At 40.5% G+C, this 26,957-nt stretch carries 21 protein-coding genes, 2 pseudogenes and 2 riboswitches; of the genes and pseudogenes, 17 read left to right on the top strand and 6 right to left on the bottom strand.

Annotated features, from left to right (window positions below; translation table 11 throughout):
• Positions 1 to 449: 449 nt before the first annotated feature.
• The 3 genes from ftsE to AC0VZ9_RS24565 all read left to right on the top strand — a co-directional run bounded on the left by ftsE (position 450) and on the right by AC0VZ9_RS24565 (position 3,508).
• Positions 450 to 1,136, top strand: a complete 687-nt coding sequence (gene ftsE / locus AC0VZ9_RS24575; protein ID WP_009331896.1) for a cell division ATP-binding protein FtsE — start codon at positions 450 to 452, stop codon at positions 1,134 to 1,136.
• A complete protein-coding gene (gene ftsX, locus AC0VZ9_RS24570; RefSeq protein ID WP_009331895.1) occupies positions 1,126 to 2,019 on the top strand; it encodes a permease-like cell division protein FtsX in 894 nt (297 codons plus the stop codon). The genes ftsE and ftsX overlap by 11 nt, the downstream gene beginning before the upstream one ends.
• A gap of 157 nt (positions 2,020 to 2,176) precedes the next feature.
• Positions 2,177 to 3,508, top strand: coding sequence for a murein hydrolase activator EnvC family protein (locus AC0VZ9_RS24565; protein ID WP_475396809.1), 1,332 nt, complete (start codon positions 2,177 to 2,179; stop codon positions 3,506 to 3,508).
• An 83-nt stretch (positions 3,509 to 3,591) separates the two neighbouring features.
• Here the strand turns inward: AC0VZ9_RS24565 and AC0VZ9_RS24560 are convergent.
• Positions 3,592 to 4,359 (bottom strand): annotated as a pseudogene (locus AC0VZ9_RS24560) (manganese catalase).
• A 253-nt stretch (positions 4,360 to 4,612) separates the two neighbouring features.
• Between AC0VZ9_RS24560 and AC0VZ9_RS24555 the strand changes: the two are divergent.
• From AC0VZ9_RS24555 to mgtE, 4 genes and pseudogenes are all read left to right on the top strand, one after another.
• The gene (locus AC0VZ9_RS24555) at positions 4,613 to 6,064 is read left to right on the top strand and encodes a S41 family peptidase (RefSeq protein ID WP_217034581.1); all 1,452 of its coding nucleotides are present in this window, start codon (positions 4,613 to 4,615) and stop codon (positions 6,062 to 6,064) included.
• A gap of 176 nt (positions 6,065 to 6,240) precedes the next feature.
• The gene (locus tag AC0VZ9_RS24550) at positions 6,241 to 7,434 is read left to right on the top strand and encodes a PDZ domain-containing protein (RefSeq protein ID WP_475396808.1); all 1,194 of its coding nucleotides are present in this window, start codon (positions 6,241 to 6,243) and stop codon (positions 7,432 to 7,434) included.
• A gap of 334 nt (positions 7,435 to 7,768) precedes the next feature.
• Positions 7,769 to 8,379 (top strand): annotated as a pseudogene (locus tag AC0VZ9_RS24545) (undecaprenyl-diphosphatase).
• A 103-nt stretch (positions 8,380 to 8,482) separates the two neighbouring features.
• Positions 8,483 to 8,648, top strand: a riboswitch (M-box (ykoK) riboswitch).
• Between the two features lie 199 nt (positions 8,649 to 8,847).
• Positions 8,848 to 10,206, top strand: a complete 1,359-nt coding sequence (gene mgtE / locus AC0VZ9_RS24540) for a magnesium transporter (protein ID WP_251266864.1) — start codon at positions 8,848 to 8,850, stop codon at positions 10,204 to 10,206.
• A gap of 188 nt (positions 10,207 to 10,394) precedes the next feature.
• Here mgtE and AC0VZ9_RS24535 read toward each other — a convergent pair whose 3' ends face one another.
• On the bottom strand, positions 10,395 to 11,633 hold the full coding sequence (locus tag AC0VZ9_RS24535) for an MFS transporter (protein WP_475396807.1): 1,239 nt from the start codon (positions 11,631 to 11,633) through the stop codon (positions 10,395 to 10,397).
• Positions 11,634 to 12,381: 748 nt separating this feature from the next.
• Between AC0VZ9_RS24535 and AC0VZ9_RS24530 the strand changes: the two genes are divergently transcribed.
• From AC0VZ9_RS24530 to AC0VZ9_RS24515, 4 genes are all read left to right on the top strand, one after another.
• A complete protein-coding gene (locus AC0VZ9_RS24530) occupies positions 12,382 to 13,167 on the top strand; it encodes an alpha/beta fold hydrolase (protein WP_192907887.1) in 786 nt (261 codons plus the stop codon).
• A 101-nt stretch (positions 13,168 to 13,268) separates the two neighbouring features.
• Positions 13,269 to 13,718: a hypothetical protein gene (locus tag AC0VZ9_RS24525; RefSeq protein WP_475396806.1), complete on the top strand. Its 450-nt coding sequence runs from the start codon at positions 13,269 to 13,271 to the stop codon at positions 13,716 to 13,718.
• A 729-nt stretch (positions 13,719 to 14,447) separates the two neighbouring features.
• Positions 14,448 to 15,344: an endonuclease/exonuclease/phosphatase family protein gene (locus tag AC0VZ9_RS24520; protein ID WP_251156253.1), complete on the top strand. Its 897-nt coding sequence runs from the start codon at positions 14,448 to 14,450 to the stop codon at positions 15,342 to 15,344.
• Positions 15,345 to 15,620: 276 nt separating this feature from the next.
• Complete coding sequence (locus AC0VZ9_RS24515; protein WP_009331882.1) at positions 15,621 to 16,154, top strand: hypothetical protein; 534 nt, start codon at positions 15,621 to 15,623, stop codon at positions 16,152 to 16,154.
• 234 nt (positions 16,155 to 16,388) lie between these two features.
• Here the strand turns inward: AC0VZ9_RS24515 and AC0VZ9_RS24510 are convergent, their stop codons facing one another.
• Positions 16,389 to 17,945 carry an amidase family protein gene (locus tag AC0VZ9_RS24510; RefSeq protein WP_284951433.1) on the bottom strand — a complete coding sequence of 519 codons (1,557 nt, stop codon included), beginning with the start codon at positions 17,943 to 17,945 and terminating at the stop codon, positions 16,389 to 16,391.
• Between the two features lie 595 nt (positions 17,946 to 18,540).
• On the opposite strand from AC0VZ9_RS24510, the gene AC0VZ9_RS24505 reads away from it, so the two are divergent.
• From AC0VZ9_RS24505 to AC0VZ9_RS24495, 3 genes are all read left to right on the top strand, one after another.
• Positions 18,541 to 18,861 (top strand): hypothetical protein, encoded by a 321-nt coding sequence (locus AC0VZ9_RS24505; RefSeq protein WP_284951434.1) that lies wholly within the window; start codon positions 18,541 to 18,543, stop codon positions 18,859 to 18,861.
• A 301-nt stretch (positions 18,862 to 19,162) separates the two neighbouring features.
• Positions 19,163 to 19,792 carry a TetR/AcrR family transcriptional regulator gene (locus AC0VZ9_RS24500; RefSeq protein ID WP_009331878.1) on the top strand — a complete coding sequence of 210 codons (630 nt, stop codon included), beginning with the start codon at positions 19,163 to 19,165 and terminating at the stop codon, positions 19,790 to 19,792.
• 21 nt (positions 19,793 to 19,813) lie between these two features.
• Positions 19,814 to 19,987, top strand: coding sequence for a hypothetical protein (locus tag AC0VZ9_RS24495; RefSeq protein WP_019383338.1), 174 nt, complete (start codon positions 19,814 to 19,816; stop codon positions 19,985 to 19,987).
• A 260-nt stretch (positions 19,988 to 20,247) separates the two neighbouring features.
• Here AC0VZ9_RS24495 and AC0VZ9_RS24490 read toward each other — a convergent pair whose 3' ends face one another.
• Positions 20,248 to 20,385: a hypothetical protein gene (locus AC0VZ9_RS24490; RefSeq protein WP_019383337.1), complete on the bottom strand. Its 138-nt coding sequence runs from the start codon at positions 20,383 to 20,385 to the stop codon at positions 20,248 to 20,250.
• A gap of 263 nt (positions 20,386 to 20,648) precedes the next feature.
• Here AC0VZ9_RS24490 and AC0VZ9_RS24485 point away from each other — a divergent pair, with 263 nt between their 5' ends.
• Positions 20,649 to 21,749, top strand: a complete 1,101-nt coding sequence (locus AC0VZ9_RS24485; protein WP_009331877.1) for an AI-2E family transporter — start codon at positions 20,649 to 20,651, stop codon at positions 21,747 to 21,749.
• Positions 21,750 to 21,968: 219 nt separating this feature from the next.
• Entirely contained in the window at positions 21,969 to 22,724 is a 756-nt protein-coding gene (locus AC0VZ9_RS24480) for an NRDE family protein (protein ID WP_217026073.1), read from the top strand.
• A 30-nt stretch (positions 22,725 to 22,754) separates the two neighbouring features.
• Here the strand turns inward: AC0VZ9_RS24480 and AC0VZ9_RS24475 are convergent, their stop codons facing one another.
• Positions 22,755 to 24,170 (bottom strand): PAS domain-containing sensor histidine kinase, encoded by a 1,416-nt coding sequence (locus AC0VZ9_RS24475; RefSeq protein ID WP_475396805.1) that lies wholly within the window; start codon positions 24,168 to 24,170, stop codon positions 22,755 to 22,757.
• Positions 24,171 to 24,295: 125 nt separating this feature from the next.
• A complete protein-coding gene (gene pdxR, locus AC0VZ9_RS24470; protein ID WP_284951436.1) occupies positions 24,296 to 25,720 on the bottom strand; it encodes a MocR-like pyridoxine biosynthesis transcription factor PdxR in 1,425 nt (474 codons plus the stop codon).
• Positions 25,721 to 25,851: 131 nt separating this feature from the next.
• Between pdxR and AC0VZ9_RS24465 the strand changes: the two genes are divergently transcribed.
• Complete coding sequence (locus tag AC0VZ9_RS24465) at positions 25,852 to 26,766, top strand: DMT family transporter (RefSeq protein WP_009331873.1); 915 nt, start codon at positions 25,852 to 25,854, stop codon at positions 26,764 to 26,766.
• 74 nt (positions 26,767 to 26,840) lie between these two features.
• Positions 26,841 to 26,940, top strand: a riboswitch (SAM riboswitch).
• Positions 26,941 to 26,957: the final 17 nt, after the last annotated feature.

Raw genomic sequence — 26,957 nt, 5'->3', positions numbered from 1 at the left:
CGAGAAACGCCGAAGATGCTCAGCGCCCGCCCCGCGGAAAGCGAGCATACTGAAGCGCAAATCAACGGACTGCATTAAGGTGCAAAAACAACGAGGCTATTTTCTTTACAGCTTTGCTGAGGAAAGACAATATGTGACAAATATCGAGTGAATGCAATATGCAAAAAGAAGGAAAAATTCTTCGATTGAGCGAATAAAACCCAAGAATATTAATGAAACTCAGGAAAAAAGTAACAATAGTTAAGGGATTGAAAAGAAACTGTAATAATTTTTTCCGTTATTTTGACAACTTATGATGTTATAATGGGTTGTGTGAGAATTTTAGATGGCTAATTAGGCAGTATTTACAAGTATTTTGTCATCCTCTATGTCGAAAGGATGTCGTTTTTTAGCGAAAAAAGCCGTCTGTTATTTAATTCTTAATACACACTAGATGCTAGGTGATATATATGATCGATATGAAAGACGTCTATAAGAGATACCCCAATGGCGTTACAGCAGCCAGCGGGATTGATGTGCATATCAAACAAGGTGAGTTTGTTTATGTAGTAGGACCGAGTGGTGCCGGTAAATCCACTTTTATCAAAATGATGTACCGGGAAGAAAAGCCTTCGAGTGGAACGATAACTATTGACGGAGTAAATCTGGCTACATTAAAGAATGCAAAGGTACCGCTAATGCGACGTAAAATCGGTGTCGTTTTCCAGGACTTTAAGCTACTCCAGACACTGACTGTCTATGAGAATGTTGCTTTTGCTCTTGAGGTTATTGAAGAGCATCCGAAGAATATTAAAAAACAAGTCATGGAAACTTTGGACCTTGTAGGTTTAAAGCATAAGGCAAGAATGCTTCCGACCGAATTATCAGGCGGGGAGCAGCAGCGTGTTTCCATCGCCAGATCCATCGTAAATTCTCCAAAGGTCGTGATTGCGGACGAGCCTACAGGAAACCTTGACCCGGATACTTCATGGGAAATCATGAACATTTTCGATGAAATCAACACGAGAGGAACGACTGTGGTCATGGCAACTCATAATAAAGAAATTGTTAACACGATTAAGCACCGCGTAATTGCCATTGAAGGCGGAAGGATTGTGCGTGACGAGCAAAGAGGTGATTACGGCTATGAAAGCTAGAACATTGGGCCGGCACTTCCGTGAAAGCTTTAAGAGCCTCGGACGAAATGGATGGATGACGTTTGCTTCGGCAAGTGCGGTGACAGTAACGCTCATTTTGGTTGGCGTATTTTTCGTCATTATGATGAATCTCAACAAGGTGGCTACAACCATTGAAGAGGACGTGGAAATCCGCGTTCACATCGATGTTGCTGCAAATGAGCAGGATCAGGAAGTTTTACGGCAAAAAATCGAAGGAATATCCGAAGTTAAAACAGTTGAATATTCAACTAAGGAAAAAGAGCTTGATAGTTTAATAGACAGCCTTGGTGAAGAAGGAGAAGCCTTCAAACTGTTCGAACAGGATAATCCGCTGAACGATGTATTTATCGTAAAGACGAAAAACCCGGCAGATACAATGAAAGCTGCGAAACAGATTGAAAAAATGGAATATGCCGCAAAAGTAAAATATGGCCAGGGCCAGGTTGAGAAGCTATTTAACTTTATCAATGCCGGCCGAAATGTTGGCCTTGTATTGATTATCGGCCTATTATTTACTGCTATGTTCCTGATTTCAAATACGATTAAAATTACGATCATGTCTCGAAGAAAAGAAATTGAGATTATGAGATTGGTAGGAGCAACCAATTCCTTCATCAGATGGCCATTCTTCCTTGAAGGCCTATGGCTTGGATTGCTTGGATCGATTATTCCGATTGCACTTGTTTCGACAGCCTACTATTATGCCTTTGATTATTTGGCGCCAAAGCTTGAAGGACACTTTATCAAGCTGCTGGAATTTAGTCCGTTTGTCTATCAGATCTCCGGACTTATTATCCTGATGGGTGCACTTATTGGTGTATGGGGAAGCTTGATGTCAGTCAGGAAGTTCCTGAAAGTATAAAACCAGCTTAGAAGGCCCTGCGGGGGGAACCTGTCCAGGCGCCTTCAAGCCTCATAATAATAGACGATTCACCAGTGTTAAATGTTTCAGAGATAGTTAAAAAAATAGAACGATTGACCTGTACATATGGTGTTCATTGAAAGGAGAAATCGGAAAATTGAAGAAATCCATCATCACATTATCATTGGCTGCCATTTTGGGATTTGGCAGCGCAACAGTCGGACTGCCTCTTGAAAAGGCGTCTGCAGAAAATAAACTAAACGATCTAAACAGCCAAAAGGACAAAATTAACCAGCAGCGTTCAGGAGTAGAATCGAAGATTACCGATACAGATAAAAAGATTAATGAAAATCAGGGCGAGCAGCAGTCTGTACAAAGTGAGATTGAGCGCCTTGATAAAGCGATCAGTGATGCTTTAGCAAAGATTGAAGAGAAAAACGGCCAGATTGCAGAAACAAAAAAGGAAATTGAAAAATTAGAAGCCGAAATTGAAGTATTAGTAGAGCGCATCAAAAAGCGAAATGAACTATTAAAAGATCGCGCCCGCAACTATCAGGAAACTGGCGGAATGGTGAGCTATATTGATGTTTTAATGGGTGCGCAAAGCTTTGGAGACTTTGTTGAGCGCGTTGGAGCAGTTGCAACAATCGTAGAAGCTGACCAGGATATTCTAAAAGCGCATCAGGCGGATAAAGACGAGCTGGAGAAAAAACAGGCTCAGGTAAAAGAAGAGCTTGCCTCTTTAGAAAAGATGCGTGCCGAGCTTGAAAGCATGAAAAAGAGCTTAAATGCCCAAAAGGCAGAGAAAGATAAACTGCTTAAATCCCTAAAGCATGAAGAAGAGGAAATGCATGCTCATAAACTTGAATTAGCAGAAGAAAATGAAATTCTTGCAGCTCAGGAAGCAGCAATTCAAAAAGCGATCAAGCTTGAGCAGGAAAGACAAGCTGAGGCAGCAAGACAAGCTGAATTGGCAAAACAGAAAGCTGCTCAGGAAGCGGCTAAAAAGAGCAGCTCTTCATCAGCAGGAAGTTCATCAGCAGGAAGCAGCTCATCAAGCAGCCCGCAGGTTTCTGCACCATCCGTTTCAAGCGGTGCTTGGACAAGACCAGCAGCAGGAAGACTTTCTTCCGGTTTTGGTAATCGTTCATTAGGCGAGCACTTTGGTGTAGATATTGCTGCAGGCGGTACAGTGCCAATTGTGGCAGCTGCAGACGGTGTTGTAATCCGTTCATACTACTCCAGCAGTTATGGAAATGCGATATTTATTGCTCATTCTATTGGCGGACAAACTTACACAACTGTATACGCTCATATGAGAAGCCGTTCTGTAGGATCTGGCCAGACTGTTTCTAAAGGCCAGCAAATCGGTATCATGGGTAATACTGGACAATCTTATGGCCAGCATCTGCACTTTGAACTTCACAGAGGTTCTTGGAATGCAGCAAAATCAAATGCGATTAATCCAGTAGGCATTGTGCCTCTATAAAAAATAGTGAAAGTGGAAGGAGCTAAGCTTCTTCCACTTTTCTTTTACCCGTAAAGCAGGTCTTTAATCCTATTATCAACGTTTTATTTTACGCTTGGAGGAGTGTCATGAATATATGGAGGAGCCGGCTTCAGCTTAGGTGCTGGAGCAAAAGGCGGAACTTCCTGCATGTATTGGAAGGTTCCCTGGCCATCCATGCTCCGACCTTGAGCCCAGCGGCCCTGGCTGCTTTCATCTCCTCTTGAAAGGTTCATAAATACTTAGGAAAACTCTTCTTTTTCAAGCTCCTTCGGGAATGTGCTTGGCACGGTTTTCCCTTCCTGGGCTTCAAGCTCTTTTATCGCAGCAAGCCATTGGTTTTGATGCATGCGGTCACGGGCAATTAAGAAGGCCAGCATGTCCTTGACACCGCGGTCATCAGTCATTTCATACAGACGGACAGCCTGCAGACGTCCCTGGGACTCGGCATTCAGGTTTGCACGAAAATCAGCCAGCAGGTTTCCGCTGGCTACGATGTAACCACCCTGCCAAGGGACCCCGACACTACTGACAGGCATGGCACCAAGACCGGAAACAATCACATGCTGCGGGTTCATTCCGCCCAAAATCGCAGCAAGAAGCGGATCCTGGGCAGCTTTTTCCTGCTCTTTTACAGGAGCGCCATCCAGCAAGCGGGCAATCATGGTGGCAAGCATTTCAATATGGGCCAATTCTTCGGTCCCCGTATCCATTAATAAATCCCGATATTTATCATGCTTTCGTGCTCCCCAGCCCTGAAATAAATACTGCATCGCCACAGACATTTCCCCAAATTGTCCGCCAATCAGCTCCTGGAGCTTTTTAGCATACACCCAGTCTGGTTGATCCGGCTTGGCATTCTATTGAAGTTCCTTGATGATAGAACATTTGCACACACCCTTTATGTGAAATTCCCCTTAATATATTCTTAAATTGAGATATTGTGCATATGCCTAACCTGATAATTGAAAACATAACTTGTCCTTATCCTGCATAGGATGTGATGAGCAAGGTCATTCATCATTCATGATGGAAAGTTACTATAAAGGCCTAAGAGACCGCTGCAAAATAGAAAGGGAGATGAAGATGAGCAGAAAATGGATCGCCGTTCTGATGACGGGATCTTTGCTGACAGGAGCTGGCGGTACATATGCAGGTATGCAGTGGCTGGCAAAGGAAGCTCCGCAGACAGGGGCAGGAAATCAATTAATAGATTCTAAGGAAAACGGAACACAAATTGAAAAAGAGAAAATCGAAAAGATGGAAACGGCCTATCAGTTAATCTTAAATAGCTATGTGGAAAAAGTAGAGGAAAAGCAGCTCGTGGAGGGAGCCATCCAGGGCATGCTTGCAACCCTTGAAGATCCTTACTCTGTTTATATGGATGAAGAAACAGCCAAACAATTTAGTGATACACTGGAATCTTCTTTTGAAGGAATCGGGGCAGAAGTCAGCATGGTGGAAGGTAAGATCATCATTGTTGCACCGTTTAAAGATTCACCAGCTGAAAAAGCAGGGCTTAAGCCAAAAGATGAAATTTTAAAAGTGGATGGGGAAAGTGTGGAGGGTCTTGATTTATATAAAGCTACCATGAAGATCCGCGGGAAAAAAGGAACAAAGGTAGAGCTTGAAATTGCGCGCCAGGGACTGAAGGAACCTTTAAAGGTAGAGGTAAAAAGAGATGAGATTCCACAAATTACAGTATACTCGGAAATCAAGAAGCAAAGAGGAAAGAATGTAGGATATCTGGAAATCACCTCCTTTTCCGAAGAGACATCCAAGGAATTTGCCAAACAGCTGAGTGAAATGGAGAAAGAGGGGATTGAGGGCCTTGTAATCGATGTGCGCGGAAATCCCGGAGGCCTCCTGACATCAGTACAGGAAATCCTGAAGGAATTGGTTACGGCTGATAAGCCATATCTGCAGATAGAAAAACGGGATGGAGAAAAAATGAGGTATTTCTCCACGCTTGAAAAGCCTAAAAGCTATCCGATTGCTGTACTTGTTGATAAAGGGAGTGCATCTGCATCGGAGATTCTTGCCGGCGCTTTAAAGGAAGCTCAAGGGTACGCCATAATCGGTGAGAACTCATTTGGGAAGGGCACTGTTCAGCAGCCTGTTCCGATGGGAGATGGCAGCAATATCAAGCTTACTTTGTTTAAATGGCTGACACCTGACGGAAACTGGATCCATAACAAGGGAATCAAGCCAACTCTCGAGGTCAAACAGCCAGACATCTACCAAACACATCCTTTGCAGGTGGAGAAGCCTTTGGCAATCGATATGAATAATGAAATGGTGAAGAATGCACAGGAAATTCTGGCGGGCCTTGGATATGCTCCAGGACGGACAGATGGCTACTTCAATGATTCCACTGCAGCCGCTGTAAAAGCATTTCAGAAGCAAAAAGAGCTTGAAGCATCCGGCCGGATAGACAAGAAAACAGCAGCAGCGCTTGAACAGGCCGCCATCGAGGAAATGAGGAAAGAGCAGAATGATCTTCAGCTGCAAACGGCTCTGAGATATATTGCAAGATAGCCAATTTTGTCGAATGCAATCTTTCATTAGCAGGAGGGATTTTCCTTCTGCTATTTTTGTATTTGAGCCAGATTGTGATAGGTTTTGGAAGGCGCTTTTGGTAGAATATAGAGTAATAGAGTTTTCTGTTTGTTACATAATTCATGAGAATTTATTAATAGAGGCTGGTGGCAAGTTTGATAGAGGAGTGGATTTTTGAGTTTTTAAAAGGAACAGGAAAGCTGCTGCTGAATCCGGTATTTTATTACCTGTTTTTTGTAGCTGCATTTTTGGGGGTTTCCCGAGTAAGGCGTGAGCGCAAAGACTTTTCTGTTCGTGCTGAAAATGCTTATTTTGAGCTGAGGCAGCTTCTTCCTCTGGGTATCCTGGCAGGTCTATCAGTGAGTGTTGTGATGGTTGGAGCAGGACTTGTCGTACCAGTGGAAACGATTGTTCTTACTGCTGTTCTTACGTTCCTGTGGAGCTTTACGGCAAAAGTGAGATGGATGGCGCCTGTTTATACGCTGGGCTTTGCATTTTTCGCAACAATGTTTGCTGCTGAACAGAAATGGCCATTGCCATCATTCGCCCAGTCGGCAGCGGACCTTGACTCTTCCATCTTTCCGTCCATCGCTGTTCTCCTGGCTCTTCTTGTTATTGCAGAAGGCTTCCTGATTATAAGAAACGGCCGGAAAGGGACATCTCCCAGGCTTGTAAAGAGTAAACGGGGCCAGACGATCGGCATTCATGAATCAAAAAGAATCTGGATGGTGCCTGTGTTTTTGCTTATTCCCGGTCAGGCACTGCAGCTGCCATTTGATTGGTGGCCAGTGATTCCAATCGGCGGGGAAGTGTATTCGCTCATTCTTGTCCCTTTTTCGATCGGCTTTTACCAGCGGATTCAGGGCACGCTTCCTAAAGAGGCAACAGCATTGCTCGGACAAAGAATCTGCGTGTTTGGCGTACTTCTTTTGCTGATTTCATCTGCAGGCTACTGGTATCCGCTTGTTTCTGTGGGTGCAGCCGCACTGGCTATCATCGGGCGTGAATTCATCTCTCTCCGCCAGAGAATGGCAGAGGACCAGGCACCGTCTTACTTTTCCAAGCGCAATCAGGGAATCATGGTGCTTGGAGTAGTTCCGGATTCACCAGCTTATAAAATGTCTCTGCAAGTGGGAGAGGTTGTTACAAAAGTCAATGGTGTGAAGATCCATAATGAAAAGGGCTTCTATGAAGCGTTGCAAAAGAACGGGGCTCACTGCAAACTTGAGGTTCTTGATGTGAACGGCCAGGTGCGGTTCGTCCAGCGGGCTCTTTATGAGGGCGACCATCATGAACTTGGATTGCTTTTTGTGCAGGAAGAGAAGAAATGGGATAGTGAAGCGATGTAAGTGTTACTTTTCATTAACAGCCGGAATACGTACTTAATCCTCCGGAAAGATTTTCATAACATTTATAGAGACCCTTCATTAATTATATTGAAGGGTCTTTTTTGATTAAAAAATGTGAAGTTTTCTGAAACTCACGGGGCGGTTAGATAAATAACTAGAAGAGACTTTACTCAAAACGTTTTGTTTTGATCATCCCTAAAGTCCGTTCACTGACTTCAGCAGCTGCTTTCATATTACATAATTGTTAGATTCATGTAAGATAAATCGATTTTTAACTAATAAAAGATTGTCTATACTTCTTTCATAGTCATAAAACAGGAAGGGAGTATATATTATGGATTTATCTCAAATGAACGTGGAACTGTTTAGGATCATTAATGACTTTGGTAAAGAACATACATATTTAAACCATACTTTCATATTTTTAGCCGAGTATATGGTATTTGTCCTTGGGTTAATGGCTTTAATTTTCTGGTTTACCAGGAGAAAAGAAAACAGGTTTATGATCATCTCGGCTGCTGCCGCCTTTATCATGGCTGAGATTATCGGTAAAATTGCTGGAAAGTTGCTGGAAAGTTGCATTCAAACAATCAGCCATTTGCAGAATTGTCTAATGTAAACAAATTAATAGAGAAAGCAGTAGATAATTCCTTTCCAAGTGACCATACCATTTTATTCTTTGCATTTTGTACGACTTTTTTCATCTATCAAAAAAGATGGGGATACCTTTGGATCATCATTGCCCTTTTGGTTGGCGTTTCCCGTATATGGGTGGGGGTACACTATCCTGCAGATGTCTTGGCTGGAGCGCTAATAAGCATTGTTTCGGCAATAATCGTTTCTTACATTGTCCCCCGTCTCAACTTTATAAAAAAGTTTCTATTGCTTTATGAAAAAGGGGAAAAATATATTTTTCCTGGCAGGGACAGGTCCAGAGAATTATAAAAGAATGCTATGATACGCTCAATTAGAAAGAATTAGAAACAGATAATTTTATAAAAAGTGTTTACTTTTAATGAAAAATCCATTAGATTGAATTTTGTAAACTGAATATCCTCGTTAGGTGAGGCTCCTGTGTTGGAGATATGCTGCTGCCCAAAAATGTCGAAAGACGCCAATGGGTCAACAGAAACCATCGACTTAAGGTGGTTTTTAATGTAGCTGGCTTTGTCCTATGCCACACAGTGCTAAAGCTCTACGAATGGAGGAACAGAATAACCAGGTTTGTTATTCTTATTTTTGTCATCTATAAACCTGCACCTTCATTCGAAAATGAAGGTGTTTTTTTATCTTTCCGGAGGTGAGGAGTAATGGAAAATGACCCCTGCTCAAAACATCATGAAAATAGAATGCATCTAACAGAATATGATAAGGGACATGATCCCTTGTTCCTTACAGAAGGAGTGACAAAAAATGAAGATAAATATGCCAGCAGATCAAATAACTCTTCAAATCATAAAGTCTTTAAAAGAAGGAAAAAAGGAAGAATTTCATGGAATCTTAGAAGAACTCCAGCCTTATGATATTGCAAGAGTATTCGAGGGACTCCCAGAAAAACATCACACACGCTTCCTGTTATTGCTTTCTCCTAAACAAATCGCTGACTTAATACAGGAGCTGGAAAAACCATATCAGCTGGAGATTCTCACTAAATTAGGATTAGAAAAGTCAGGGCACGTTATGGACTTAATGGAAAATGATGATTTGGCTTCTTTACTTGAAGACTTATCCCCTGACAAATTAGAGGAACTCCTTTCAGGTATGAAGGAGGAAGAGTCCCAAATTGTTCAAAACATCATGAACTATCCTCCTGAAACGGCAGGGCGATTGATGACTAACCGTTTTGTCTGGATACCTCAGCATTTCACTGTTCGAGAAACAGTAGACAAACTTAAAGTGTTTGCTGAGTACTCAGAAACCATAAATTACTTATATGTCATTGATCACGATAAGAAGCTTGTTGGAGTTGTATCCTATCGGGATTTAATCCTGGCCGATGAAAAGGAAAAAATTCACGATATTATGTATAGCCGAGTCATTTCTGTTTCAGCGGATTCTGACCAGGAAGAAGTAGCCCGCATGATTGAGCGATATGATTTCTTGGCAATTCCTGTTGTGGAAAGTAATAACCAGCTGGTAGGGATTGTGACAGTAGACGATATTATTGATGTGGTTATAAGAGAGGCAAATGAAGATATTGAGAAGCTTTCAGCATCAGGTAAAGCCATTGATTTTGAGACGAAGGCATTTGTTGCTGCCTATCGCCGTCTTCCCTGGCTCATTTTACTTTTATTTATTGGTATAGTTTCCGGAACAATAATTAGCGGTTTTGAAGAAACGCTGTCAAAAGCGGTGGCTTTAGCATTCTTTATGCCCATGATAGCAGGTATGACAGGAAATACAGGCACCCAATCTTTAGCTGTTGTCGTAAGAGGGCTGGTTTCCCGTGATATTGACAAAGGGGTGGTTTTCAGGCTTATTTTTAGAGAGTTAAAAGTCGGTCTGATCATTGGATTTACCTGCGGAACATTAATATCCATCATTGCGCTCGTTTGGCAAGGAAATGCCGTTTTAGGGGTAGTGGTTGGAAGCTCTTTGGTTATGACACTGATCATTGGAACTTTAGCTGGCACTATCATACCAATCATTCTTTATAAATTAAATATTGACCCTGCCGTGGCTTCAGGTCCATTGATTACAACACTAAATGACATACTCTCATTACTCATTTACTTTGGAATTGCCACAATGTTTATATCAAAATTGATGTAGGTAAATGCATTGTCAATTCAAGATCAGCTGCCGAAACAGGTAGCTTTTTCTTATTCTATAAAAGGGGCAGGTTAGCGAAAAAATCAAAAGCCAATAATGAATAAGTTACGAATAAAAACTTGTTTATATTAACCGATGTTTTATATTTTTATTATGTAGTCAGTCAAATCTTCTTATTTTAATGCATTTTAGATTTCGTCATCTTCTATTCGAGCATTTCGCATCGATGAAAGACTGAACCACAGTCCGCATAAAGCTAGTCCAGCTATTGAAATCCATAAAGCCGTTATGAAACTTAGTCCGTCAGCGAGGGTACCTCCTAGTGGAGCGCCGATAACGACTGCACTACGATTGATGGATCGAAGTGTGGCATTCATACGACCTTGCAGGTGAGATGGCGTGACATACTGTCGATATCCCATTTCAAGAGGACCTTCGATTCCCATGGCAAAGCCGTAAAAGAACTGCCCAACAATCACAAAAATGAGAGCTATGTACTGCGAGTCGGAGTTGTTAGTTGCTGGAGCTAGAGCCATCAAGATAACTGCTGGAGCATAGAGAATTCGAGAAAAAGCAATTGCACGTCCGACGCCAAAGCGCACGCCGGCTTGAGGAGATAAAGAGGTTCCTGCGACAGCACCAACACCTGCAGCGGCGAGGACATACCCAAGGAGTGAGGCATCGAAGCCAAGCTCAATTAAAAAAATGGATACTAGGGTCGTCATGGTCATGCTATGAAAGAGAAACCAGGCGTGCGTGTTTAAAGCGAGTGTACGAAGGTATTGGTGTTGATAGACCCATCGCAAACCTTCCTTGATTTGCTGACCAAGTGGTCCAGTCTTCACTTTTTTTGAGGGCTGGTGTTTAATCGATGCCATTAATACACCTGAAAACAAATATGATAAGGCATCAAAAAGAAGGGCAAATGGTGCACCGATCAATGAGACGAGTCCACCTCCAATGGCTGGACCGCTCGTTTCCGCGACAGCTGAGCTTTGTTCTAATCGTGCATTTGCACGTGTTAATAAATGACGAGGGACGATTTGTGGCACAAAGGACTGGTAGGCAGTATCATTAAAAAGAGACAAAGCACCAAAGAGCACCAGCAGGAACATTAGCCAGCCAATACTGATTACTCCTGTGATAGACATTAAGCAAATGAAGGCAAGTATAATGCTGCGCCCCATATCTGTTACCGCCAATACAGTCTTTCGGTGAAAGCGATCAACCAAAACCCCCGCTATTAATCCCAACAGTACATACGGAAGCCATCTAGATGCTGAAACCCAGCCAACATCAACAGCACTGCCTCCCATATTACCAACCACTAATACCTGAAGAGCGAGAGTTGTAATATATGTGCCAAAGCTTGAAGTTGTCGAGGCAATCCAAAAACGAACAAAGCTTCTGTGCTCCCTTAATTTCATCGGGCTTCACCTCTTTTGTCAATTTATACAACTTATAAATATAGTAACTATACTGACTTTCAAAAAAGTGTAAACATAGAGTTTTATATGGGACGGACCTTGGGGGAGTAGTGGAAGGCTAACATTGGTTATTTATAAAAAAATCTTAACAAAGAGCTGAAAAGAACAAAATCGAAATGGTCAATGACATGAAGGGAAAATTAGGAGTCAAGGTTCTTAAATTTTTTTCTATAAGAAGGGTAATTCTCTATTTATCACAAAAATCCTCTATAAGGCTGCCATTCTCTAAGGCAGCTTTCTTCATGTCAAACGGGGCAGTTTAGCGGAAGAATAATGTTATAATTTGGATGTGAAATATGTGTCTACTTAAACAAACAGAGATTTAGTGAATGAAATGAATGGACTATTGCTACTCACTGAGGGTGTATAAAAAGGAGTTGAGGGGTCTTGATATTTTATGCAGAAATCTTACGTACAATTTCCATTGTAATACTTATTATTAGTTCTTCTATCTACCTTCGGCTTTTGGAAAAACCAAAAAACAAAGGAAACTTTCATCCTATGAACTTACAATGTATACCATCACCCAGATAGCATATATCTTCTTTGCAATTAGTTTATCGATTCCTATATTTGTGTAATTGAGAAGTGGGCTTATGTTCAAGATCAGCTGCTAATCGAGCAGCTTTTTTCTTCTTCAAATTAAAAGAGCAGGATGAGCAATATTCATTTAGAGAGGTGGATACGTTTGAGTCTATATTATCACGAGTATGGAGATAAAAATGCCTCATTAATGGTCTTTTTGCATGGAGGTGGTGTAAGTAGTTGGATGTGGAATAAACAGATTAAACACTTTAGTCATTATCATTGTCTTGCAATAGACTTACCAGAACAAGGGAAAAGCAACGATGATAATATAGGGAATTTTACAATTAAATATAGTGCTGAGAGGGTTATTGAAATAATAGAAAAAAAGGCTTTTGAAAAAGAGGTAATTGTCATCGGATTCTCTTTGGGAGCACAAGTTATAGTTCAGATGCTGAGTATGAAACCCAATATGGTTAATTATGCAATCATAAATAGTGCGTTAGTTAGGCCTTCTCCATATATAAAAACAATGATTGCTCCTTCAATTAAATTAACATTTCCACTCATTAAGAATAAATTATTTTCAAAACTTCAAGCTAAAGCACTTTATCTCGATGAAGAATATTTTGAAACCTATTATAAAGAAAGTTCTTTAATGAAATCAGGTACACTTATTAGGATATTGGAAGAGAACATGTCTTTTGAGATACCAAGAGGCTTCGAAAAAGCGGAGTGTAAAATATTAGTGACTGTTGGTGAAAGAGAAAAGGCAATAATGAAAAAATCAGCAGCAGACATTGTTTTACATAATTCTAATTGTGAAGGAATAATCATACCTAATGCTGGTCACGGAATCTCATTAGCTAATCCTGATTACTTCAATGGAATAATTGAAAATTGGATTCAGGATGGCGTTCTGCCACTAGATGTAATGCCAATTAAGTGAAGATTATATATTGAATTATTTTGTGAAATACTGCTTTTTAACAAAATGGGCAGGTTTGTTGAATAATCTAAAAATAATTCTCTAACGGTGGGGGAGAAAACTTGCTTGATAAAATAAGACAGTTTTTTAAGATAAACAAACAAGAAGCGGAAGACGGAAGGTACGTAAATGTTCCAGAAGTTAGGGTAAATGAGGAGTTAAAAAGAAGCGTAATCGAACTAGAAAGATTAGCAGAACAATGGGGTAAAGCTCTTCAAAGAAAATATGCAAATTCATATGAAAACCAAGGAAAACAAAACCTAAGAATCTGGGTGTGCCGAGACATTGATGGAGATGAATTAAAAGAATTGAGTTCCGAAAAGTGTCTGGAAAAAGAATATCGTTCTCAAATCGTAATAGATTTTGATGATGACACAGTAGAAGATGATGAATATGCAGACATCATTCAGTTGTGGTATTACTATTGCGGGGGTGCTGGAACTATATATGATATTACAAAAAACAATTTAGTAAATGACATAGAAGTAGTCTTAAAAACTCTGCTTAAATAAATGTACAACAAACAAACCGCTTAATTAACAATCGGGGCAATTTAATACTAGAGGGAATTGAAAGTGGTGGCAATTTGTTTAAGAAAAGCATTAGATATCCGTTACTATTTTTTGTAGCAACAATAATTTGGCAGTTAATTGTCAACAAAGAGGTTAAGTGGGTTGATAATATAGGGATATCTTTTATGATATTTTTATTCGCTCTTTTATATAATTGGTCAAGTAAACCCTATAAATGGAAGAAAGACAGATGTAAATGAATACTTTTTAAAACTATTTTTTATTACTAACGATTGTAGTGATCGTAAGAAGATAAACGCTTTTATTCTTGAATTTCTTATTAGCTAAAGGGGCAGTTTAGTTGAACAATACAATTGTTATTACCTCTACTCAACAATCGGGCCATATAGTTAAATCAGCATCGCTGTTCGTGCAAAATTCCCACCTAAGATGCTTAAATAAATGCCCATCCCATCGAAGGCTATTTATTTAAATATTCTAAATATCATTAAAAAATTTTAAATTTCACTGGTAAATTGAACCTGTTAATATTTACAAAAACAAGTGATTCTCTAAGGAAAATTTCATATTTTTAATCAAAAATCCCTTGATATTATTGAATTCTCCTTTGCTTAGAAAAACAAAACAAACATCTGCTTCTTTTTTAACATTGTGTTTACTTTTGAAAACTATACTTTCAAATGTAATCAAAAAAAGGAGGGAATTTTGTTGAAAAAAGGATTAAGTCCGATTTTTTTAGCGGTAGTAATGGTATTCGCAATGGTGGGAAGTATGTTTTCCGGAATCTCCAATGTCTTTGCTGCAGAAAGCACGGAACAGAACTTGAAGGTGATGACATTTAATTTAAGGTATGAAAACAACAATGATCCATCACCGCATACATGGGCTGAAAGGGTTCCAACCATTAAAAAGCTTATTCGTATGGAAAATCCAGATATTTTTGGTACGCAGGAAGTTTTATATGGACAACTTCAGGATTTGGAAGAAGTATTACCAGGTTATGCATGGATTGGATTGGGCCGCGAAGGGGGTAATAGAGGAGAATACTCCGCGATTTTCTATGATGAAAAACGTTTTACTCCAGTAGAGTATGATCATTTCTGGCTCTCAGATACTCCAGATGTAATCGGTTCAAAAACATGGGGAAACAACATTCCAAGAATGGTCACTTGGGCGAAATTTGTAGACAACCAAACCGATAAACAATTCTATTTTGTAAATACGCATTTCGATCACCAATCCGCCGAAGCGAGAGAAAAGAGCGCTGAATTAATTTTAGACAGAATCAAAGAATTTAACCCTGAATTACCTATTGTTCTGACAGGAGATTTTAATACTCGTCCTGATACTCTTCCACATCAAACATTAACTAGCGATGAGGCTTTTGATGATTTATGGGAAACAGCGGAGTCACGAATCAATGAAGGAATTGGGACGTTCAATGGCTTCCGTGACCCAACAGGCGGCGGAGCAGACAACCGCATCGATTGGATTCTTACCAAAGGAAATGTAACCGCAAATACGATCGAAATCAATAACTATCAAAAAAATGGTCAATTTCCTAGCGACCACTATCCGGTTATTGCTGAAATAACTATAAAGTAAGTGGCCGAGAGGTGGATTGCGTACTAATAATCAAATAAGAAAGAAGGCTCTCATTCCACTATTATTTTAATAGTCTAGAAATCTATGTAATTAATTTTTCTTATACTACTAATGGGGTGCTCTTCTTAAAGATACGGCTGCCAATCGAGGCAGCTTTTTCTTATAAACTAAAGGGTCAGGAGTTCAACGAGGGAATTTATTGGTGATTGCAGAATATATATATGTAGTCATGGTATCGTTTCTGCAAATGTGCCACTATGTTAGGAGTGACTGCGATTGCGTTTTGAAAATGAGAAAATACACTCTAAAGTTATTACCAGAAAAATAGAAGTTGGTGGACTTACGAAATCGCAGCTTATCCAGAAATTGCAACAATACTCTATCTTGATGAATGAGTATGCAGAAAAACTATTAGCTGATGATAAATTTACTACCTCTGATACAAAGTACAACCTTCAGACCGTAGAACTAACGGCAGGCAATCTTGGCTTCCCTGATGGAGCTACTACGGATCAAATCTTTAAAAAAGCGAACGAACTAGGTTTGGAATTGTGTCCGCTTGAACTGGGACCTTATCTAAGACTGGAATATCTGAATCAGCCTGAGGGTTATTCGGGGAATTCTTTGCAGCGGAATGAAGCTCCATCTGGCTCTATCACAATAGCCTCGGAGACACTATCTGAAGACGCTGATTTTCCAAAAGGCTTTTATCTTAGACGAATTAACGGCGTGTTGTGGCTGCGTGGGTACAATGCAGATTATCTGCACGTTTGGAATCCTAATGATCATTTTATCTTTTGTCAAACTTAGATCAAAGAGGGATCTTTTTTTAATTGAAGGGCAGTATACCCTGGTGCTTACGTTCATGATCAGCTGCTAATCAGGCAGCTTTTACCTCGATTATTCAATAAGAATGAGCGCCTTTTCCTTATTCAACGGGTGCTAATGTTAAGAGAAGGGGGATCGCTGCAGCAATCCCTATTCTTATGTTTAGGAAAAAGCGATTCTTCTTTATTGAAGATAGCCTCTTTTCTTTGAAGATTCTTATTTTAGTTCAGGCGCTATTCGATGGTTAGTTCCTTCTTGATAAGCATAGGCTAGTTTAATCAAAGTTGGCTCGTCGAATTCTTTTCCTAGCAGCTCTAGCCCGACTGGAAGGCCGTTGTCACTGAAGCCGGCAGGAACCGAGATTGCAGGAAACCCTGAATAAGGACTTAAGCGATTAGCATTCCCTGCACCTTGGCTTTTGCCCACCTGTGCCGGTAAAGCACTCGAAGTTGGATAGAGTAGTGCATCAAGGTCATGTTCATTAAACGTTACCATTAAGCTTTCCCTTGCCATTTTAGGACGATTGGTAATAATGTCATGGTATTCCTCATCATTTTCTAATGATTCTCTTTCATTTCGGGATTTTAATCCACTTTCCAAACTTGGATGGAACTTCCCGCTTTCGATAATATCTGATAAGGTTCTTACAGGTGCATCCGGCCCAAGGCCAGCCAAATAATCATTTAACTGAAATTTAAATTCGTATCCGCTTAAGCTTGGATAAGAAAGAATTGGACTAAGACTGGGAATTTTTACCTCAAACACTTCTGCTCCAAGCGCTTCCATGTCCGCAATCACTTGATCCATCACTTTATTGACTTCAGGATCATTCCCAAACAGGTCGCGAATAACGCCTATCCGAGCTTTCTTTAATCCATTTTTCTTAAGATAATGAGTATAGGTTTTTGGAACTTTCCCGATACTCGCTTCAGTAACTGGATCTGCTGGGTCATAGCCAGCAATTGCATCGAGCACAACAGCCACATCTTCAACCGTTCGTCCCATCGGTCCGCCGACATCCTGTGATAGTGCAAGTGGAATGATTCCATCGCGGCTGGCAAGTCCCATAGTAGGGCGAAGTCCAACCAGATTATTAAAGGACGATGGTATTCGGATGGATCCACCAGTGTCTGTCCCTAATCCGACAGCGGCAAAGTTGGAAGCAACCGCTGCTGCCGTACCACCGCTTGAACCACCTGGGTATCTTGTTAAATCATATGGATTATAGGTTTGTCCACCAAGGGAACTAATTGTTTGGAATCCGAAAGCAAATTCATGCAGGTTCGCTTTCCCTAAGATGATTGCACCTTGATCTCTTAATCTTTTTGTTTGATAGGCATCCTTTAGAGGGATGGAACCTTCAAGTGACAGGGATCCTGCAGTGGTTTGCATATCGTATGTATCATAGTTGTCTTTTAATATAACCGGAATTCCATGCAAGGGACCGCGAACGTTTCCCGCTTTACGCTCTTTATCTAGTTGTTTCGCTTCCTCTAATACATTTTCGTTAACCGTAATGATGGAGTTAATGCTGTCATCGTACTCCCCAATTCGATTGAGATAGAATTGAACCAATTCCTCAGAGGTTAACTCCTCCTTCTGCATCTCATGCTGCAATTCAAATATCGTCGCTTCCTCAATCTCAACAGATAAACCTCTTTCAGCGACGGGGCTCGCTAAATTAGAAACAGCACCTGCTGGATCTGCGTACAGTCCCAAAGCCATTACTAGAGCAGTGAAGAAAACTATAAATTTGTTATACCATTTTTCCATTTCGAACCCCTTTCATTTTTTGGAATAATTTGAATATACCAATCTATATTTATACTGTATATAAGAGGAAGGTCATGAAAGACTAGGTTATATAGGGAGTATTGACCAATTAGAAGGTTTCATTTTATACCACTTGAACAAGCAGTATATTTTCCGGTGCCTGGAACCGCTTTAAGTTAAGGTTCTTAATGAAACAAGTTGAAAAAATTGGTAGAATTAGGGGTGTTCAACATTTAATTGACATAAATATTCGCTAGTGGATTTGATTAAACTACATAACTGTACTCATGGAGACATGGAGAGCACGAGTATATTGGAAGCCTATATTCCTTATTTAACAACAGGGGCAGGTTTGTTGAAGAGTGTTATTTTTCTTAATTCCACAATCGGACCATTTTCTGAGATAGTATTCGATAAGGAATTTGAATAGGTAGAGGAGAGATTTTCAATGAAGTATTTTTTAGATGATGACCATTGGGATGTAATGGGCTATGTAAAGGAATGAAAAAGACTATTACCCAGGTTTAATAAAGAGACATCAAATTTTTTAAAAAACCACTCATTCCATGATGGTAAAGTTGTTTCTCTTACGGTTTTGAATCAAGAGAATGGGAAAGCAAAGGACCCGACCACAATTAAAATGGTCATTGAGCAATATGAAGAGGGTGCGGGGATATATGAAATACAATGGTTAAACGTTCGTAAGTTCTTAATGGATTTTGATATTAAAAGAAATGTTGATGGTAATAAGCCTAATGAAATTGTCTTCGGTGGTACAAAAGGACTTGATGATTGGGGCTACGATGAAATCCTTCCGTTGAGTAAAAGGAAATTGCAACATGAAATTCTTTTATTTTCACAAACAAAGATACTTATACATTGCTCGGATATTAAGATTAGAAAAATAAAAACTTAGAAAACAAGATGATATAAGATATTTCCTTCCAGACAAGAAAGGTAAAATTATTTAATTGTAAAGTATTGTACTTAAACTATTTGGTGCTTATATACAAGATCAGCTTCTGAATCGGTAGTTTTTCTTATTCCATAAAAGGGGCAGTTTAGTTGAAGATCGATGTTCAACAATCGGGCCAGATTATGGAGTAAGGTATTATTGAACTAATGGTGCAGGATATTTGCATAAACCATTTAGATAATCTTCAACTAAATGGTTTTTTTTGTTTGAATTGTTTGTACGACTGTACTAAAATAAGTACATGAGTAAAAAAAACAAACCAACTAACCAAAAAGAATTATCATTCATCGAAAAAGCCCGCAGAGCTCAAATTGTGGAATGTGCGATTGAAACAATCGCAGAAGTAGGTTACGCTCAAGCCTCTATAGGACAAATTGCAAAGCGTGCAAATATCAGTAAGGGGGTTATTTCTTATCACTTTGCAAATAAAGAGGACTTATTGGAGCAAATACCTATCGAATACTATTTGGCTTGGCAAGCCTATATTGCTCCAAGAATAGAAGCTCAAAAGTCTCCTAAAGACATGCTTCGGGTGTATATTGAATCCAACCTTACATTTATAGATGAAAATCGTCAGCATGTTTTCGCTGTTATTGAAACGGTTTCAAATAAGAGAACTGCTGATGGTAAACTTCAGTTTGCAGCAGACCATGATGAAGCTATTCTACTTCCGATTGAAAATATTCTTACCCTAGGGATGCAGGAAGGAGTTTTCAGAGAATTCACCAGATCATCAGCAAGGGTGATGGCGTTAACAATAAGAAGTGCCATTGACGGGTTCACCCTTGAATTAACGAGAAAGCCTCATTTAGATGTTCAGGAATATACTAGGGAATTGGTTACAATCTTCGATAAATCAACTAAAAAGTAATGTGTCGCTTAGGAGGATTTAATGATTTACTATGAGGTACTTTGTTATAGTTGTAAAAGGATTTTCAGAGTATACGAAGGTTCACTAAATTATAAACAATTTAAGGAAAATAAGGCTAAGATTTTTTGTTGCGAGGATTGTAGTCATAAGATACGTATGGATGCAATTAAAAATTTCTTTAGATACTTAAACTAACGGTTGAAGAAGGTTGTTACTAAAGGTTTATTCCGTTTCTTTTTGACAAACTATTTGATCCAAGTTACAGGTATCTAATTCCGCGAAATTAAGAAAAACGATATAAAACAGGGATATTATAGGGGCCATTCCGGGAAATGCCAGGAAATTAAAGTAAGCTTGAAGATAACTTCTAAAACCAGTATTTCAGCCAATGGGATGCTGGTTTTTTGTTCTTCAAGTGAGGAAAGAAAGCAGCTGGAATCTAATTTATGAGCAGATTAAAGTAAGTTCTGGACTGCATTCTGGATGAGAAGGATATCATTAAAAATTTGTTTTTTTATCTTTTCATTCTTACAGCGATTCATTTCGCTTTTCAGTAATACGAGTTCCTTCTTGAAAATGTCTATTGTACTCATGTGTCTGTTCACTCCTGGCTTTAAGAGGGGAAAAGCTTGTTATTTATAGTCTTTTATACCCTGTATGGGATTGATGAAACCAAAAAATGAGATATTTATGGGTAAATATATCCACTTGCAGAATGTGTGATTTTTAATTATATGGATTGCTTTTTCCGAAACCTTTTCAATTCCGAATCGTAATAGAAGTAGCATCTTCTTAGGAGTAAACACACGAATATGGTATTCTTTAGTTAATCCAATTCAAAGAAAAAGGTGACATTGTGGCAAAGAAAAAACTGCAATACTGGACTTTGCAATTGCTGCTTATCTTAACAATTATTTATGTATCAACTAAAATTTCTTTTTTGTTTGAACCAGTGGGCATTTTTGCATCAACATTATTTTTTCCAATTATTATTTCAGGATTTCTCTATTTCCTATTGAACCCGCTGGTAAGATTGCTGCAGCGCTACAAGGTGCCGAGAACGGCAGCGATATTGATCATCTATGCAGCTGTTATCGGTTTAGTAATGCTGATTATTGGCAACATTGCTCCGCTTATCAGCAGACAGGTGACTGAATTATTCAACGACCTGCCGGGGTATGCGAAGACGACAAGAGACTTTGTTAACTCCATGTCCAGCACCGAAGAGTTCAAATGGTTTTTGGAGCAGGACTACATATCGATTGAAGAAATTGAAGCACGCATTATGGAATATGCCAATACCCTGCCAAGCCGTGTGACACAGGGGGTAGCTGGAATAGTCAGCCTGGTCACCAATATTGCGATTACAATAGTAACGGTGCCATTCCTGCTTTTCTATATGTTTAAAGACGGAGATAAGTTCCCTGCTGCCGTTTCGAAGTTCCTTCCTGCTTCTTACAGGGAAGAGGGGGTTAAAACGCTTAAGGAAACAGGAGAGACACTTTCTTCCTACATTCAGGGGCAGATTACAGTAGCATTATTTGTTGGGACACTTTCATTTATTGGCTATTTAATCATCGACTTGCCATATGCGCTAGTCATGGCGCTTATTGTTGCCATAACCAATATTATTCCTTATGTTGGGCCGTTTCTGGGCGGTGCACCTGCCGTAATCGTTGCACTTTTTGACTCGCCGACTAAAGCCTTTCTGGTGGTCGTAGTCATTGTGATTGCTCAGCAGATTGAAGGAAATGTGCTGTCGCCGCTGATTCTCGGAAAAACCTTGAACACACATCCGGCCACCATCATCATCCTATTGCTGGTTGCAGGCAATCTTGCCGGTATCCTCGGCATGATTCTGGCAATACCTACCTATGCTGTGACCAAAACGATCGTCTTAAATACAGTTAGATTTTTAAGGGCGAGGAAGACAGCGAGGGAAGAAGCGGTTACTTAAATTGAAAAAGCTCCCTTTAAAAAAAGGGGCTTTTTCTATTGCTGAATTTATTTAACATAATTCATCAAATAGGTTACAGCTTGTTGGGCTTTTCTAGCCTTTAAAAAGATTAAGGCATGATCCCTTCTTATCTAACATTTCACATAATTAAAGCGGGTATTTTTTGTTTTTCCCTCCCGAAAAGTTAAAATAATAAATAAAACGAAAGCAGTGATCCGAATGTGTTTAATCCTTTTCGCATATAAGGTTCATCCGGCATACAAGCTTATCGTTGCTGCCAATCGCGATGAATTTTATAGGCGCCCGACTGCACCGGCCCATTTTTGGGAGGACCATCCTGCCATTCTGGCTGGACGTGATTTAAGCAAGATGGGGACATGGATGGGTGTCACAAAGAATGGGCGATTTGCAGCTCTTACAAACTACCGTGATCCGAACGCAGTGACAGATGGCAAAAGATCAAGAGGAGATCTCGTAGCGGATTTCTTGAAAGGCAGTGCTTCGCCTTCTAGATTTATGAAAATAGCATCTGAACACCGCAACAGCTATCCCGGATACAATCTGCTTGCGGGCAATTTGGAGGAGCTCTTTTATTACTCGAACGTGGAAGATAGAATAGAACAGCTTGGACCAGGAGTGTACGGGGTGAGCAATCATGTGCTGAATACCGAGTGGCCAAAGGTGAAAAAGGGGAAGGAAGGGTTATCTAAGATAATAGATCATGCAGCAGGGGATTTTACGGAAGCCTTGTTCACACTTCTCCAGAATGCAGACCCTGCCCCTGATGACATGCTTCCGAAAACAGGAGTTTCACTGGAGTGGGAGCGGATGTTGTCTCCTTTATTTATCAGAAGTGAAGGCTACGGAACCAGGAGTTCAACTGTGATGCTGATGTCAGAGGATGAGATTTTTTATAAGGAAAGGGTACATATAGGGGATAGCCCGCAGGAACAGGAGTTTATTATTCAAAAATAAGAAGCCAGTTCAGGCATCTGGCTTCTTTCATTAGGCAAGCGGTAAAGTAATCCGCACCGTTGTTCCTTCATTTTCCCTGCTGTGGATGTAAAGATTTCCGCCATGGTTTTTAATGATTTTTTTGCAGATCATGATGCCAAGGCCTGTGCCTTTTTCTTTTGTGCTGTAAAACGGCTCTCCCAGTTTGGCGAGGCGTTCTTCGGGTATGCCAATTCCCTCATCCTCGACTCTGATGATGACAGAATGGTCCTCCTGGCGGATATCCACGTTTATTTTTCCGCCCGCCGGCATGGCTTCAATCGAGTTCTTAATGATGTTAATCAGCACCTGTTTAATTTTATCTTTTTCACATTTCACATAAAACTCGCCTGGTGACTGTGTTAGTTCGATCACGATATTCTCCATAACAGCCTGGCTGTTTAAGAGAGTGATTACACTTTTTACAACGTTTGTCAGGCAGGTTTCTTCCATTTCGGTTATTTGAGGTTTGGCGAGAACGAGCAGGTCATTGACGATGCCTTCAATCCGTTCCAGCTCACTTAGGATGACCTCCGCGAAGTCTCCTTTATGTTCTTCATATAATAACTGTGTAAAGCCTTTTATGGCTGTAAGCGGGTTGCGGATTTCATGGGCAATGCCTGCGGCAAGCTGACCGACAACGGAAAGTTTTTCGGCATTCTGCAGCTTTTCCTCTGTCTTCTTTTGTCCGGTCACGTCTTTAATAATGATTTGGTAGACCTTTCTGTTCTTGAAAGTGGTTGGAATCAGCTGGACTTCGGCTTTTCTCGTTTGTCCGTCAGTCCGGATCAGATTAAGCTCAAAATTCACACTTAGCTTTGTTTGCAGAAAATCATCGAGAGTGGAATGTTCTGAAGGAGGAATGTAGTCGTGGAGGGAGGTGCCGATCATCTCTTTGATGCTCGTGAATCCAAAAAGCTTTTTTCCTTCATTATTGATGTAGGTCCAAATCCCCTTTTGTGTGACCATTCCTATCGTATCCTTGGAGAACTCCACCAGAAAGCGGTACTTCTCCTGTGTTTCAAGAATCTCCTCTTCCATGATAATTCTCTGTGTCATATCCCGGATGATGCACATCATTTCTTTATCGTCATTAATGACTGAAAAATTGGCTTCAAGCCACAGATAATGCCCCTCCTTATGCCTGAAGCGAAAGGTCTCCCGTTTATGCGGAAGCTGTTCAAGCTCGGCCAAAGCATCTCTTAAGAGGTCCCGGTCATTTGGATGGCAGTATGTATAAAGGCTGCTTCGATAAAAGTCCTGCTGTGAGTACCCCAGCATCGGCAAGCAGGAAGGGGAGACATATAAAGCAATGCCTTCTTTGGTTACTCTTGCAATCACATCGCTGGAATGCTGAATGGCCAGCTGCAGATTCCTCGCTTCGACTTTATCCGCGAATAAATCTGCAGGATTCTCGGTCATGATCATTTTCTGTCCCTCCTTTTTGAAAAATGGCACTTTTCCATCATTATACAATACATGTTTGGATTGACATATAGGATAAATTTCACTCTATGCAAACTGTGAAAAGGATCCCTTGTCAGGTATCAAACTCATAGGAGCTTTCTAATTTCCTCTCCAAGGATGAATATGCCTTCCTGCAGTTCCCTCAGCGAGGCATAAGCATAGGAAATTCGTATAAAATGATTCGGCCCGTCACTGTATATGCTGCCGGGATTAATCAGCAGTTTTCTTAAAATAGCCTGCCGATAGAGGCTTCGAATTGGAATACTGGACGGTACTTTCAGCCATATAAAAAAACCTCCTTCCGGAGAATTCCATTCTGCTATCCCGGACAAGTGAGCATCTAATGTATTCAGGGCAGTATTACGACGAATTCTCAGCTGCTCACGTACCCTTTCCATATGCTTTTGATAGAGGCCGGTGGACAGCCATTTTTCAGCTACCCTTTGTGAAAGTGAACTTGAACCATAGTCAGTCTGCATTTTAAGATCTGCAAGCCGGTCGATAACAGGTTCAGGTGCTGCTACCCAGCCTATTCGAAGTCCGGGACTCAATGTTTTTGACAAGCTTCCCATATAAAGGACCTGGCCGTTTTTGTCCATTGCTTTTAATGGTGGAGGGGGCATTTCATCAAGCCATAGCTCACGATAAATATCGTCTTCCACAATTGGCAGCTGTTCTATTCTGCAAACATCAAGCAGTTCCCTCCGTCTTTTTTCTGTCATTAAAATTCCAGTCGGGTTATGGTAGGAAGGAATCGTATATAAAATGGATTTCCCTTTTTCATATTTCTTCAAAGAGATGCTTTTCGTGATAACTCCCTCTTTATCCATCGGCAATCCTTTTAAATTCATGCCTGATGACCGGAAAAGCTGTAAAGAATATAAGTAAGAGGGCTTTTCCAGAAATACGGGTGCCCCTCTTTGCACAAGGCCCAATGAAACAAGCTGCAGGGCTTGCAGCCCTCCAGAAACAATAAGTATCGAGGAAGGAGAAGCGTCTATTCCAGATGCTGCCAAATATTCACTAACTGCCTGTCTTAATGGCAAATACCCCTTTGGTTCCTCATAACCGAGTTCACTCAATTCATCAGCAGCTTCCTTTAGAACTTTCTGCATCGTTTGCACAGGGGAAATCTCAGGGGAAAGCTCTCCTTTGCTGAGCTGTATAAAAGCGGGATCCATTTCTAAATCATTAATTTCTTGAACGATTTTTTCGCTGGCTCTGTGTATCCCTGTATCGATATATTCACTCCAGTTGGCAGACTGCCTTGAAGCGAGCAAGGTCCAAGTATTATTAATAACCTTTGTGCCAACCCCCGTTTTCCCTTCTATTAGTCCATCTGCAGCAAGTTCTTCCAGAGCAGTGATAATTGTGCTTCGGTTTACTCCAAACTCCTCAGCCAGTTTCCGCTGGCTTGGAATTTTACTTCCGATTGGCCATTCCCCTTTGGAAATCTTTCCTTTAATAGTCTCAATAACTTGCTGATATTTTGGCAATTGTGCTGTATCCATCCATATAACCGCCTTTATGAAAATTGGCTGGCAAAATTCTTTCCTAATTGGTTGAGGACATTGTATCAGTTATTGATTATCCTGAAAAGCAGCACAGATAATGGCTGGAAATGTTGATAAGGGGGATGAAGTTGGCAAATAAGAAATTTATGATTATCGGGGCGCATAGTTCTATCATCATTCTTTGGGCATCCGCATTCCCGGGAATTCGGGCTGGGCTTGAATCGTACTCCCCTGAGCACCTTGCCCTTTTTAGACTTTTAGTTGGTTCGGCTGCACTTGGTGTCTTAGCACTGCTGACAAGGATGCGTCTTCCGGATATAAAAGATTTTCCTGCTATTTTTATACTTGGATTCCTTGGTTTTACGGTTTATCATACAGCTCTCAACATTGGGGAAAAAACAGTAAGCGCCGGGCCGGCAAGCTTGATTGTATCAATGACTCCGATCTTTTCGGCTGCGTTGGCTGCTTTATTTTTAAGGGAAAGGTTTGGAAGGGTCAGGTGGACTGGTTCCGCAGTCAGTTTTGCTGGTGCCGCACTTATTTCGCTTGGTGCAGGAGGAGGGTTTGAAATCCAAACCGGTATTTTATTTGTCCTGCTTGCTTCCATTTCAGAAAGCATCTATTTCGTGTTTCAGACTAAATATTTTAATAAATACGGATTTTTGTCATTTACATCCTATACGGTATGGGCAGGGACTGGTTTTATGCTGATTTATCTTCCTGGGCTTGGTAATGAGATCTTTCATGCATCGGCCGAATCCACTTTAAGTGTCATCTATTTGGGGATTTTTCCAACGGTAATTCCATATATTGCCCTAGCTTTTCTTGCGTCCATAGGAGGGACTTCTGAAGCGACAAGCTCTCTTTATCTGACACCAGCAATAGCATTTGTCATTGCTTGGGTTTGGCTGGGAGAGGTGCCGACTATGTTATCCGTTGCGGGTGGTATAATCGCTCTGGCAGGTGTGATGATTATTCACCGTAAAGACAGCTCTGTTAAAGTAACGGAAATTTTTGAAAATGGCCCAAGTGAAAATATTTGAAAAATAATGATTGACATCCTTTTCTTTATGGTGGTAAAGTAATAAGCATATTAAACAACCGAATAATAAAAATCTTCTTATCCAGAGAGGTTGAGGGACTGGCCCTATGACACCTCGGCAGCGGACAAAAGTGTACCGTGCCAAATCCAGCAAGCGTAGCTTGAAAGATAAGAAGAGGACCATTGATAAAT

It is taken from the genome of Cytobacillus sp. QJM3NY_8 (genome assembly GCF_056173585.1).
The sequence above is the reverse complement of the archived record's forward strand: the minus strand, read 5'-3'. Positions and strand labels throughout refer to the sequence as shown.